Origin of the sequence: Natronobacterium gregoryi SP2 (assembly GCF_000230715.2) — an archaeon.
Classification (GTDB): domain Archaea; phylum Halobacteriota; class Halobacteria; order Halobacteriales; family Natrialbaceae; genus Natronobacterium; species Natronobacterium gregoryi.
Genome location: NC_019792.1, coordinates 307,645 through 319,297, shown reverse-complemented (window position 1 = coordinate 319,297; position 11,653 = coordinate 307,645). Strand labels below are relative to the sequence as shown.

The 11,653-nt window shown below is 63.6% G+C and carries 18 protein-coding genes; 16 read left to right on the top strand and 2 right to left on the bottom strand.

Going from position 1 to position 11,653, the window contains the following annotated elements:
* Nucleotides 1-60 precede the first annotated feature (60 nt).
* Both NATGR_RS01530 and NATGR_RS01525 read right to left on the bottom strand, forming a co-directional pair.
* The gene (locus NATGR_RS01530; protein WP_005580164.1) at nucleotides 61-1,047 is read right to left on the bottom strand and encodes a cytochrome d ubiquinol oxidase subunit II; all 987 of its coding nucleotides are present in this window, start codon (nucleotides 1,045-1,047) and stop codon (nucleotides 61-63) included.
* Nucleotides 1,040-2,431 carry a cytochrome ubiquinol oxidase subunit I gene (locus tag NATGR_RS01525; protein WP_005580163.1) on the bottom strand — a complete coding sequence of 464 codons (1,392 nt, stop codon included), beginning with the start codon at nucleotides 2,429-2,431 and terminating at the stop codon, nucleotides 1,040-1,042. The genes NATGR_RS01530 and NATGR_RS01525 overlap by 8 nt, the downstream gene beginning before the upstream one ends.
* A 379-nt stretch (nucleotides 2,432-2,810) precedes the next feature.
* Here NATGR_RS01525 and NATGR_RS01520 point away from each other — a divergent pair, with 379 nt between their 5' ends.
* From NATGR_RS01520 to NATGR_RS01445, 16 genes are read left to right on the top strand one after another with little or no spacing between them, the layout of a single operon-like run.
* Nucleotides 2,811-3,677: a putative RNA uridine N3 methyltransferase gene (locus tag NATGR_RS01520; protein ID WP_005580162.1), complete on the top strand. Its 867-nt coding sequence runs from the start codon at nucleotides 2,811-2,813 to the stop codon at nucleotides 3,675-3,677.
* 4 nt (nucleotides 3,678-3,681) lie between these two features.
* Entirely contained in the window at nucleotides 3,682-4,701 is a 1,020-nt protein-coding gene (locus NATGR_RS01515; protein WP_005580161.1) for a 50S ribosomal protein L3, read from the top strand.
* Between the two features lie 7 nt (nucleotides 4,702-4,708).
* Nucleotides 4,709-5,461 (top strand): 50S ribosomal protein L4, encoded by a 753-nt coding sequence (gene rpl4p / locus NATGR_RS01510; RefSeq protein WP_005580160.1) that lies wholly within the window; start codon nucleotides 4,709-4,711, stop codon nucleotides 5,459-5,461.
* Entirely contained in the window at nucleotides 5,458-5,712 is a 255-nt protein-coding gene (locus tag NATGR_RS01505; RefSeq protein ID WP_005580159.1) for a 50S ribosomal protein L23, read from the top strand. Before rpl4p ends, NATGR_RS01505 begins: the two co-directional genes overlap by 4 nt.
* Nucleotides 5,713-5,714: 2 nt before the next feature.
* The gene (locus tag NATGR_RS01500; RefSeq protein ID WP_005580158.1) at nucleotides 5,715-6,437 is read left to right on the top strand and encodes a 50S ribosomal protein L2; all 723 of its coding nucleotides are present in this window, start codon (nucleotides 5,715-5,717) and stop codon (nucleotides 6,435-6,437) included.
* Nucleotides 6,434-6,856: a 30S ribosomal protein S19 gene (locus tag NATGR_RS01495; RefSeq protein ID WP_005580152.1), complete on the top strand. Its 423-nt coding sequence runs from the start codon at nucleotides 6,434-6,436 to the stop codon at nucleotides 6,854-6,856. Before NATGR_RS01500 ends, NATGR_RS01495 begins: the two co-directional genes overlap by 4 nt.
* A 7-nt stretch (nucleotides 6,857-6,863) precedes the next feature.
* On the top strand, nucleotides 6,864-7,358 hold the full coding sequence (locus NATGR_RS01490; protein WP_005580151.1) for a 50S ribosomal protein L22: 495 nt from the start codon (nucleotides 6,864-6,866) through the stop codon (nucleotides 7,356-7,358).
* Nucleotides 7,358-8,311 (top strand): 30S ribosomal protein S3, encoded by a 954-nt coding sequence (locus tag NATGR_RS01485; RefSeq protein ID WP_005580150.1) that lies wholly within the window; start codon nucleotides 7,358-7,360, stop codon nucleotides 8,309-8,311. The genes NATGR_RS01490 and NATGR_RS01485 overlap by 1 nt, the downstream gene beginning before the upstream one ends.
* Nucleotides 8,311-8,526, top strand: coding sequence for a 50S ribosomal protein L29 (rpmC, locus tag NATGR_RS01480; RefSeq protein ID WP_005580149.1), 216 nt, complete (start codon nucleotides 8,311-8,313; stop codon nucleotides 8,524-8,526). The genes NATGR_RS01485 and rpmC overlap by 1 nt, the downstream gene beginning before the upstream one ends.
* A 3-nt stretch (nucleotides 8,527-8,529) precedes the next feature.
* Entirely contained in the window at nucleotides 8,530-8,982 is a 453-nt protein-coding gene (locus tag NATGR_RS01475) for a ribonuclease P protein component 1 (protein ID WP_005580148.1), read from the top strand.
* Complete coding sequence (locus NATGR_RS01470; RefSeq protein WP_005580147.1) at nucleotides 8,973-9,413, top strand: 30S ribosomal protein S17; 441 nt, start codon at nucleotides 8,973-8,975, stop codon at nucleotides 9,411-9,413. The genes NATGR_RS01475 and NATGR_RS01470 overlap by 10 nt, the downstream gene beginning before the upstream one ends.
* Nucleotides 9,413-9,811 (top strand): 50S ribosomal protein L14, encoded by a 399-nt coding sequence (locus NATGR_RS01465; RefSeq protein WP_004213668.1) that lies wholly within the window; start codon nucleotides 9,413-9,415, stop codon nucleotides 9,809-9,811. The genes NATGR_RS01470 and NATGR_RS01465 overlap by 1 nt, the downstream gene beginning before the upstream one ends.
* Nucleotides 9,812-9,814: 3 nt before the next feature.
* Complete coding sequence (rplX, locus tag NATGR_RS01460; RefSeq protein WP_005580145.1) at nucleotides 9,815-10,183, top strand: 50S ribosomal protein L24; 369 nt, start codon at nucleotides 9,815-9,817, stop codon at nucleotides 10,181-10,183.
* On the top strand, nucleotides 10,180-10,911 hold the full coding sequence (locus NATGR_RS01455; RefSeq protein ID WP_005580144.1) for a 30S ribosomal protein S4e: 732 nt from the start codon (nucleotides 10,180-10,182) through the stop codon (nucleotides 10,909-10,911). Before rplX ends, NATGR_RS01455 begins: the two co-directional genes overlap by 4 nt.
* Nucleotides 10,908-11,447: a 50S ribosomal protein L5 gene (locus NATGR_RS01450; RefSeq protein ID WP_005580143.1), complete on the top strand. Its 540-nt coding sequence runs from the start codon at nucleotides 10,908-10,910 to the stop codon at nucleotides 11,445-11,447. Before NATGR_RS01455 ends, NATGR_RS01450 begins: the two co-directional genes overlap by 4 nt.
* A complete protein-coding gene (locus NATGR_RS01445) occupies nucleotides 11,440-11,652 on the top strand; it encodes a 30S ribosomal protein S14 (protein WP_005580142.1) in 213 nt (70 codons plus the stop codon). The genes NATGR_RS01450 and NATGR_RS01445 overlap by 8 nt, the downstream gene beginning before the upstream one ends.
* Nucleotide 11,653 lies beyond the last annotated feature (1 nt).

Below are 11,653 nucleotides of genomic sequence, written 5' to 3'. Positions count from 1 at the left end.
GACGTTCCGTCACAACTGCCGGACCGGTGAAACGCCGGCAACGACGGCTAGTCGTCCGTCTCAGTAGCTGTGGCCGTCCTCGACCGGGCCGCGAAACACCGAGTAAAGCACCACGAAGTACGCCAGGATGATCGGGACGAACGTCGCGGCGAAAACCGAGCTCACGTTGAGCGCGAGTGGGGCGACCACGGCGTCGCGGACGGCGAGACCGGTTGCTGGATCGACGAGTGGGAACATCGACCACGCGACGAGGCCTACGAGCACGACGGCCATCCCGGCAGCTGCGACGAACCACTCGGGGTCTCGCCCGGTTCTGATCGCGGCGACTGCGGCCCCTGCTAAGACGACGGTGACGACCGCTGCGAGCCCGGCTGCGGTCGGTGACGGCGCGGTGGGGCCGCCTTCGACGACGACGGCGTAGGCGACCGTCACCGCGACCAGGGCGACGTAGCCGACCGTCGCCTGTAGCCCGCGGGTGCGCACCCGTTCTTGCAGGCGACCACGCGTCTTGATCGCGGCGTAGGCTGCGCCGAGGACGGTCGACAGGGCGACGAAGACGAGCCCGACGGCGATTCCCGGAACGGTCAGAATCGTCTCGCGGCCGAACCACCAGTTTGCGACGAGGACGCCGAGCAGGAACGGAGACAGGACGCTCCCGGCGACGAACGAGCGGTCACAGACCCGAACCCACCAGTCGTCGTCTCGTTCGGCGCGAAGTTTCGACCCGAGCGCCCGGAGCGCGAGCGCACCGAGGATCGCAAACACGAGTAGGTACAGCCGCGACAGCAGGTTCGAATACACTACCGGAAACGAGGCAAAGAGGACAGTCCCGAACAGGACGAGCCAGACCTCGTTTGCCTTCCAGACCGGCCCGAACGCAGCAAGCATCGTCGATCGGCCGGCCGGATCGACGTCGGCAGAGAGGATGCCGATGCCGAAGTCGAACCCGTCGAGCAACAGATACGTCCCGAACGCGAAAAAGACGAACGCGAACCACAGCTCTGGGAGGGACTCGAGCAGGTAGTGCTCGGTCGGAAAGTCAATCATTCGCGACCACCCCAGACCGACCTGTCGCGTCGTCCGTGGCGGGCTCTTCGCCGAGTTCAGAGCGGACGTAGCGTCTGACGAGTAGGCAGAACACCACCATCATGCCGACGTAGGCGACGGTGACGCCGACGAGTGAGAGTGTCGCTTCGGTCCCCGAGAGCCCGGCCGAACTCCCAGCGGACGTCGTAAGCACGTCCTGGATGAGCCAGGGCTGGCGGCCGATCTCGGCGACGTACCAGCCCAGAATCAGGGCGACGAACCCGAGCGGGCCAGACATCACGAGTGCCTGTAGATAGCGGTCGGCGTCGAAGAGTTCGCCTCGGTACGACCGGTAGGCACCCCAGACGCCGAGCACGACGAACCAGATGCCGAGGCCGACCATGAATCGGAACGACCAGAAGACGAACGCGACTGGCGGGGCCTCGTATGGGAAGTCGTTCAGCCCAGTCACTTCGGTCGCTAGATCGCCGCCGCTGGCGAGAAACGACGCCAGGTAGGGAATGCTGATCGTGAACAGGTTCTCGGCGCGTGGGTCGGTAAACGACTCGAGACTCGTCGGAATCGCGAAAATGTGCAGGTCGGCCCCACGGGTCGTCTCGAAGACCGCCTCCATCGCGGCGAACTTGTGGGGCTGGGTTTCGAAGACGTGACGGCCGTAGAAGTCACCGTGCAGAACCTGGAAGATCGAGGTGACAAACACCACGCCGACGGCCAGTTTGAGCGTCGGTCGCCAGGCTGCCCCACCACGGTTTCGCCAGACGAAGTACGCGGCGATCCCGGCAACCAGAAGCGCGACCGAGAGCAACGCGGCGGTTTGCATGTGGACGAACATCCAGGGGAATCGCGGGTTGAAAAACGCCGCGAGTGGATCGGTAAGCTGGACGACTTCGGTGCCACCGCGTTCGACGAGTTCGAACCCGCGTGGCGTCTGCATCCAGGAGTTGACGACCAGAATCCAGAACGCCGAGATCCAGGCACCGAGTGCGACGAGCACTGCTGACAGCGCGTAGAACCAGTCTGCGACGCGGTCCCGACCGAACAACAAGACACCGAGGAATACGGCCTCGAGGAAGAACGCCATTTGGACCTCGAACGATAACGGTCCGCCGATCACTTCGCCGGCCATCGTCGAGAACTCGGCGAAGTTCGTTCCGAACAGGAACCCGAGCGGAATGCCGGTGACCGTCCCCATCACGAAACCGAGTGCGAATACCTTCGTGAAGAACCGTCGGAGACGTGCGTACCGCTCCGTGCCGGTTCGGATCTCCTGGATCACGAAGTAGACGAGAAACGGTCCGAGACCGATCGACAGCGACGCGAAGACGATGTGAATCGTCGTCGCGACGCCGAACTGCAGTCGGCCGGCTAGGATCGGGTCGAGCACGACTCACCCCCTCCGATGTGGGACCACAGGTCTGTCACCAGAGCCGAATTGGCGTCACGCGATGGTGTCATACGTCAGCAACTCGTCGTGCAATCGCCATATTCGGTTTGGTGTAATTGCCGAATTCGCCCTTCTCAGGCCCTAATATAGCCAATATATGGTGGGTTGGCTTATCGTATGGACGATACTCAAACGGTGGTCCTGGGGTCGTGGGGAAGGGGCCGGCACTAAAGCGGCGTCCGAATCCGATCGTGGTCGTGAATGTCACGAAATCGGGCCTGTGAGCCGTTCACAGCCGTAATCGAATCCGCTATTCTTTTAAGACCCTATCGGCAATACATCGCTACAGTCTAGTGACGCGGTGCCGAAGCGTTACGGTATGACCGTCAGCGTGCTCGTGCCGTCGTCGCTCACCCGGGAAGCCGAGGACAAACGCGAGGCAACTCGCAAACTCGGGTACGTCGCCCGTGCGGCGACGATCTTCGGGGTGGATCGCCTCGTCGTCTACCCAGATCGGGACGGCGAAACGGGGCGATTCGGCGATGGGTTCGTCAGTACCGTTTTGCGGTACGCCGCAACACCCCCCTACCTCCGCAACGAGGTGTGGGGGATGCGAGACGAACTGGAGTACGTCGGCGTCCTGCCGCCGCTCCGCGCCACGTCACAGACCGGCTCCGAATCGAACGGTTCGGGGTCGACAAGACAAGGGATCGTGACCGAGGTCGGACCTGAAGGGCGCGTCCGGGTCAATTGCGGCTTGCAACACCCGATCTCCCTCAACACACCTCCCGACGTGGAGGTCGCCGAGGGGGAGCGCGTGACCATCAGGATCTCTTCGCGACGACCGGTCCGGGCGAAACTCGTCGATTGCCCCCTTCCGGGGCTTTCGATCGAGCGGACGGACCTATCGGCAGCACTCGGCCGTGAGGATGCTGGCGTCCGTATTGCCGCCTCTCGATTCGGTGAGCACCTCACCGTCGGGCGGCTCGAGACGCTGGCCGGACGCATCGAGGGCGACGGGATGACCGTCGCCTTCGGCGCGCCCGAGAGAGGGCTGCCGGACATCCTCGGAATCGAGGCGTCTGCCATCTCCTCGAGCGACGAGGGGGGCGACGACGGAGTCGAACCCACAGCCGATCCGGGGTTCGACCTCTGGCTGAACACGGTTCCGAACCAGGGAAGCGACGTCGTGCGAACGGAGGAAGCTCTGTTCGCTACGCTCGCTCCCCTCTCACTCAGAGAGTGATAGAATGCCACAATCAAACGCACCACGCAAAGGCTCACTCGGGTTCGGTCCACGGAAGCGCGCAACCTCGGAGGTTCCGCGCTTTAATTCGTGGCCGGACGACGACGGACAGCCGACGCTCCAGGGCTTCGCGGGCTACAAGGCCGGCATGACCCACGTCGTGATGGTCGACGACCAAGCGAACTCGCCGACCGAGGGGATGGAACAGACCGTCCCCGTGACGATCGTGGAGACGCCGCCGATGCGCGCCGTCGCCCTGCGTGCGTACGAAGACACGCCGTACGGATTGAACCCCGTGACCGAGGTCTGGACCGACGAGTTCGCCGACGAACTCGATCGCGTTCTGGACCTCCCCGGCGACGACTACGACTCTGACGCCGCCGAAGACGAGCTTCGGGGCCTCCTCGAAGAGGGTCGTGTCGACGACGTTCGTGTGATCACGCATACGGTACCCAGCGAGGTACCGTCCATGCCTAAGAAGAAGCCGGACGTCATGGAGACTCGAGTCGGTGGCGGCTCCGTCGAGGAGCGCGTCGACTTCGGTCTCGAACTGCTCGTCGATGGTGGCGAGCACGTCATGAACGACGTGTTCCGCGCCGGAGAGTACGTCGACGCGAGCGGCGTCACGAAAGGAAAAGGTACGCAGGGTCCCGTCAAGCGATGGGGCGTCCAGAAACGAAAGGGCAAGCACGCCCGGCAGGGATGGCGTCGCCGCATCGGGAACCTGGGTCCATGGAACCCGTCCCGCGTCCGGTCGACGGTCCCACAGCAGGGCCAGACCGGCTACCACCAGCGGACGGAACTGAACAAGCGCCTCGTCGACATGGGCAACGGTGCCGATGCGACGGTCGACGGCGGCTTCGTCAACTACGGCGAAGTCGACGGACCACACGCGCTCATCAAGGGCTCGCTCCCCGGGCCGGAGAAGCGTCTCGTTCGCTTCCGCCCGGCGATCCGACCCGGAGACCAGCCGCGCCTCGACCCCGAGGTCCGGTACGTCTCCACCGCATCCAATCAGGGGTAGATAGCATATGGAAGCAACAGTATACGACCTGGACGGCTCGGACGCGGGCTCGGTCGATCTGCCGGACATCTTCGAGACGCAGTACCGTCCGGACCTGATCGGCCGCGCCGTTCGCGCCGCACAGGCCAACCGAAAGCAGGACTACGGTGCCGACGAGTTCGCCGGCCTCCGCACGCCGGCGGAATCGTTCGGTAGCGGCCGAGGGATGGCCCACGTCCCGCGACAGGACGGACGCGCACGACGCGTTCCACAGTCCATCAAAGGACGCAAGGCCCACCCGCCGAAGGCCGAGAAAGACTGGACCGAATCGATCAACACGAAAGAAAAGAAGCTGGCCGTTCGCAGCGCCATCGCCGCGACGACCGACGCGGAACTCGTCGCCGACCGAGGCCACGAGTTCGACGAAGACGCCGAGTTGCCGGTCGTCGTCGACGACGAATTCGAGGACTTGACGAAGACGAAAGAAGTCGTCGAGTTCCTCGAGGGAGCAGGCCTCCACGCTGACGTCGAACGAGCCGACGAAGGTCGCAGCGTTCGCTCGGGCCGCGGCAAGACCCGTGGGCGAAAGTACAAACAGCCCAAGTCGCTCCTGTTCGTGACCACGAGCGAGACCGGGCCATCGCGTGCGGCCCGGAACCTCGCTGGCGCAGATGTCACGACCGCTGCGGAGGTCAATGCAGAAGACCTCGCGCCCGGCGCACAGCCGGGTCGACTGACCGTCTGGACCGAAAGCGCACTCGAGGAGGTGGCAGACCGATGAGCACCGTTATCGAACACCCGCTCGTCACGGAGAAGGCGATGAACGACATGGACTACGAGAACAAACTCCAGTTCGTCGTCAATCCCGACGCCGCCAAACCGGAGATTCGGAACGTCGTCGAGGAGCGTTTCCAGGTAACGGTCGACGATATCAACACGCAAGTGACGATGAACGGGAAGAAGAAAGCAACAGTTCGACTCAGCGAGGACGACGACGCACAGGAAGTCGCCTCGCGGATCGGGGTGTTCTAACGATGGGACGACGCATCCTCGGACAACGACGCGGACGCGGTACCTCCACGTTCCGTGCCCCGTCACACCGCTACAAGGCGAAGCTCGACCACAAGAAAGAGGAAGACGGCGACATCGTTCGCGGGACGGTCGTAGACATCGAACACGACCCTGCGCGATCGGCACCTGTCGCGGCCGTCGAGTTCGAAGACGGCGACCAGCGACTCGTCCTCGCTCCCGAGGGCATCGGTGTCGGCGAGGAGCTACAGGTCGGTGTCTCCGCGGAGATCAAGCCGGGTAACACGCTCCCGCTCGCGGAGATCCCCGAAGGAGTTCCGGTCTGTAACGTCGAAGCGAATCCGGGCGACGGCGGCAAGTTCGCTCGCGCCTCCGGTGTCAACGCGGACTTGATCACGCACGACCGCAACGCGGCGGTCATCCAGCTGCCAAGCGGCGAGGTCAAACGCCTCGATCCGCAGTGTCGTGCCACCATCGGCGTCGTCGCCGGTGGCGGCCGAACGGAGAAGCCGTTCGTCAAGGCAGGGAACAAACATCACAAGATGAAATCGCGGGGCGGTATCTGGCCCCGCGTCCGTGGTGTCGCGATGAACGCCGTCGACCACCCGTTCGGTGGCGGCGGCCGCCAGCACCCCGGCAAGCCAAAGTCCGTCTCGCGGGACGCCCCGCCAGGACGGAAAGTCGGTGACATCTCCTCGCGCCGAACCGGGCGAGGTGGAAACAAATGAGCCAGGAGTACCGAACCGGCCGTGAAGGTGAGTTCACCTACCGCGGCCACACGCTCGACGAGCTGCAGGACATGGAGCTCGAGGAAGTCGCGGAACTGCTACCCGCACGAAAGCGGCGAAGTATCGAACGCGGTCTCTCCGTCGAGAAGCAGAAGCTTCTCGAGGAGGCCCGCGAAAAAGACGAGGACGAGACGGCAAACGCGCCGATCCGCACGCACCTGCGTGACATGCCGATCCTGCCGGAGTTCGTCGGACTGACGTTCGAGGTCCACAACGGACAGGCCTTCGAGCGCGTCCGGATCGAGCCAGAGATGATCGGTCACTATCTCGGCGAGTTCCAGCTGACACGCACGTCGGTCGAACACGGACAGGCCGGTATCGGCGCGACCCGATCCTCGAAGTTCGTCCCACTGAAGTGATCATCGTATGGGAATCAACTACTCAGTCGACGCCGACCCGGACGCCACCGCGAAAGCGATGCTTCGGGAGCGTCAGATGAGCCACAAGCACAGCAAGGAGGTCGCTCGCGAAATCAAAGGCCGAACCGTCGGCGAGGCCCGTGCGTACCTCCAGGACGTGATCGACGAAACACAGTCGGTACCGTTCAAGTCCCACAACAGCGGTGTCGGACACCGATCGGACATCGACGGCTGGGACGCCGGCCGCTACCCCGAGAAGGTCTCGGGAGCGTTCCTCGATCTGCTCGAGAACGTCGAAGCGAACGCCGACCACCAGGGTTTCGACGGCGAGTCGATGGAGATCGCCCACGTCGCCGCCCACAAGGTCGGCGAGTCGGTCGGCCGCAAGCCTCGCGCGATGGGGCGTGCCTCGGCGTGGAACTCGCCGGAGGTCGACGTCGAGATCGTCGTCGAGGAAACCGACTCTGACTCAGAGGACGACGACGAGGAGGGTGATAACTAATGGCTGACGAACAACAGTTCATCGAAAACGGCCTGCAGCGGTCCCAGATCGACGAGTTCTTCCAGGAAGAGCTCGGCCGCGCGGGCTACGGTGGTATGGACGTCGCCAAGACGCCGATGGGAACCCAGATCGTCCTCAAGGCCGAAAAGCCCGGGATGGTCATCGGCAAAGGCGGCGAGAACATCCGCAAGGTCACGACCGCCCTCGAGGAACGGTTCGATCTCGAGGACCCGCAGGTCGACGTCCAGGAAGTCGACGAACCCGACCTCAACGCGCGGATCGTCGCCGACCGCCTGGCCAACGCCTTGGAGCGTGGCTGGTACTTCCGGAAGGCCGGTCACACGACGATCGACCGGATCATGGAAGCCGGCGCACTGGGTGCCGAGATCGTCCTCTCCGGGAAGGTCACGGGCGCTCGCTCGCGCGTCGAGAAGTTCAACCGGGGCTACATCAAGCACAACGGCCAGCCAGCCGAGGAAATCGTCGACGAAGGCCAGGCGACGGCCGTTATGAAGCTCGGAACGATCGGCGTCACGGTCAAGATTATCCCGCCGAACGCCCAGCTTCCCGACGACTTCCACGTCCACGAGGACCTCGATCCCGAAGAGCTCGTTCCCGACGCCGTCGAGGCCAACGAGGCCGAAGGTGTCGAGGAACTGCTCGAGGGCGAGCCTGACGAGGACGACGCGGCTCCAGAGAGTGCCGAAGCGGCGGCCAACGAGGCCGACGACGAAGCGGTCGTCGAGGAAGTTATCGAAGAAGAACTCGATGCCGACGCCGACGCCGACGAAGAGTTCGAAGAAGTCGACGTCCCCAGCGGTGAGGAAGACGTCGAAGAAGAACTCGAGGAACTCGAGGAAGACGTCGAGGCCGAGGCTGAAGAGCTGGTCGAAGAGATGGAAGCGGAAGACGAAGACGAAGACGAAGACGAAGACGAGGGAGGTGACGCCTGATGGCGATTCTCCACGTCGAAGAGATCCGCGACATGACGCCTGCCGAACGGCAGGAAGAACTCGAAGAGCTCGAAACCGAACTGCTGAACCAGAAGTCCGTCCTCGCAGCCGGTGGTGCTCCGGAGAACCCGGGTCGAATCGGCGAGATTAGCCGCACCATCGCACGGATCAAGACGATCCAGACCGAGGAAGGCGACTTCGAAGACGAGGACTAATCGATGGCACTGACACCCGAGACGTTGCCGCGACACGAACTCAACGGATTACCGGTCCGCGTCGTCGAGAGCGACGACGCGTCGCGGGTCGGTATAGAGGGGCGTGTCGTCATCGAGACGACCAATACCCTCTCGATCGAGGTTTGCGTTCCGCCGGAGGCGGAACGATGGCGAGACGGCGACGCCGTCGAGCAGCGCGAAGACAGCGAGTCTCGGGTGGTTATGGTGCCGAAATCGGGCTCGACGTTCGAGTTCGCGATCACAGATGACGCCGCCGACTCCGCCAAGGAGTCGGGGACTACGTCCAAACTGGCCAACACTCAACCTGATTCGTCCAACTCGGACGAGTCGGACGGAGCTGGCGAGGGCGTAGCCTACGTTACGGTCGATGGCTCGCGACTGCTCTCACGACCCGCCCGACGCACGGAAACGAATGGTGACTCACCATGGCAATAGGACTAGACGTTGAAACCCCTCCGGAACCAGAAAACCCGGAGGAATACGACTACGAGACGTGTCCGTTTTATGGCGAGCTTCCCGTTCGAGGGCAGATCCTCGAGGGAACCGTCGTCTCGACGGACATGGACAAGACTGTAGTCGTCGAACGAGAGTACGACGTGGCTGTACCGAAGTACGACCGGTACATGAAACGTCGCTCGCGCATCCCGGCACACGTTCCGGGCGTGCTCGAGCCGCTCTCGGTCGGCGACTCGGTCAAGATCGCAGAGACCCGACCACTGTCGAAGACCAAATCGCACGTGGTCGTCGAAGTAACCGAAGAAGCGACCGCCGAGGATGTCGCGGAGCTGACCGGCCAGGCCGAGCCCGAGCCGGAACTCTCCGACGAGGACCTTGCTGCGGCTGCGGACGACGAGGGTGATCAGTGATGGAGGCGATGAAAGCCGACGTCACCCAGGGCCTGAAGAAGGGCTCGCTGGTCACGTGTGCCGACAACACCGGCGCGCGTGAGCTGAAGGTCATCAGCGTCTCGGGCTATCACGGCACCAAGAACCGCCAGCCGAAGGCGGGGCTTGGTGACAAGGTCACTGTCTCCGTGACCAAGGGTACTCCCGAGATGCGCCGCCAGGTTCTCGAGGCAGTCATCGTCCGCCAGCGGAAGTCGATCCGCCGGCCCGACGGAACACGGCTGAAGTTCGAGGACAACGCAGCGGTCATCATCGACGAGAACGAAGAACCCCGCGGCACGGAGATCAAGGGACCGATCGCCCGCGAAGTCGCAGAGCGTTTCGGAGCGATCGCGAGTACCGCAACCATGATCGTATAGACCATGACGAAGCAACCACACAAACAGCGAACTCAGACGGAGCGTGCACCGCTGCACAAGCGACAGAAGCAGCTCCACGCGACGCTGTCGGACGAACTCCGCGAGGAGTACGACACGCGCCGGACCCGCGTCAACGCGGGCGACACCGTCGAGGTCATGCGTGGCGACCACGCCGGCGAGGAAGGCGAAGTCGTCCGTGCCATCCTCGAGGACGGCGTCGTTCACGTCGAGGACGTCACTGTCGAGACGGCAGACGGCGAAGAAGTGCCGCGACCGCTCGACCCGTCGAACGTCCGTATTACGGACCTCGACCTCGAAGACGAGCGTCGTGAGGCACGCCTCGAAGGCGAAAACGAAGGTGATAGCGAATGACGAAACACCAGAAACGACTGTCGGTCCCGAAGTCCTGGCCGGTCGAACGGAAGACCGAGGTCTTTACGGTCAAGGCTGGCGCGGGTCCCCACGGTGAGGAAGGCGTTCCACTCGTCGTCCTCCTGCGGGACGTGCTGGGCTACGTGGACTCGACGAAAGAAGCACGGTATGCTCTCTCCGAGGACGCGATCCTCGTCAACGGGGAGCCGATCAACGACGAACAGCGTCCGATCGGTATCTTCGACATCGTCGCGTTCCCCGGTCGAGAGGAGTACTATCGCGTCTTCCCCGACGAGGGCGGTCGGCTTTCGCTGACCGGGATCGACGCGGATTCCGCCGAGAGCCGACTCGGCAAGATCGAGAGCAAGCAACAGGTCTCGGGTGGCGACACTCAGCTGACGCTGCACGACGGTACGAACGTCATCGCCGACGACGACGGCTACAGCACGACCGACTCGATCGTCGTCGACAACGATGACAAGTCGATCGTCGCTCACTTCCCCTACGAAGAGGGAGCGCTCGTGACGGCCGTTCGTGGCAACCACGGCGGCAAGATCGGCGAGATCGAATCGATCGAAGTCACGCCCGGCAGTGGCTCGAACGCCGTCACTATCTCGACCGACGACGGCGAGTTCGAGACCGTCGAGGAGTACGTCGTCGTCATCGACGAGAACTTCACGGGCGACGACTCGTCGTCGGAAACCGCGACCACGGGTGATGACGAATGAGCGAAGCCAGCGACGCGGACTTCCACGAGATGCGCGAACCGCGCGTCGAAAAGGTCGTCGTCCACATGGGCGTCGGTCAGGGCGGTCGCGAACTCGGCAAGGCCGAGGACATCATCGAGGAAGTCACTAGCCAGGAGAGCGTCCGTACCCAGGCAAAGCGGACCGAACCTGACTTCGGCATTCGCCAGGGCGACCCGATCGGGACGAAGGTCACCCTCCGTGGCGAGGACGCTCATGCGTTCCTCGAGACGGCGCTGCCGCTTGCGGCACTGTCGGAGACGCAGTTCGACGACACGGGTAACTTCAGCTTCGGGATCGAGGAACACACCGAGTTCCCCAGCCAGGAGTACGACCCGAACGTCGGGATTTACGGGCTGGACGTCACCGTCAACCTGGTACGTCCGGGCTACCGCATCGCCAAGCGCGACAAGGCGTCGCGGTCGATCCCGTCGAACCACCGACTCACGCCCGAGGACGCGATCGCGTACCTCGAGTCGACCTTCGACGTAACCGTGGAGGAGTCCGCAGATGAGTGAAAGCGAACCAGAACAGGACGAAGCGCAACCGGAAGCGTCCGCAGCCGACCAGACCGGCGAGCACACAGCAAAGCGGACCGAGCAGATCGAGGAGTGTCAGCGATGTGGCCGCAAGCAAGGGCTCGTCGGTAAGTACGACATCAACCTCTGTCGGCAGTGTTTCCGGGAAATCGCTCGCGACATGGGATTCAGGAAGTACCGATAAC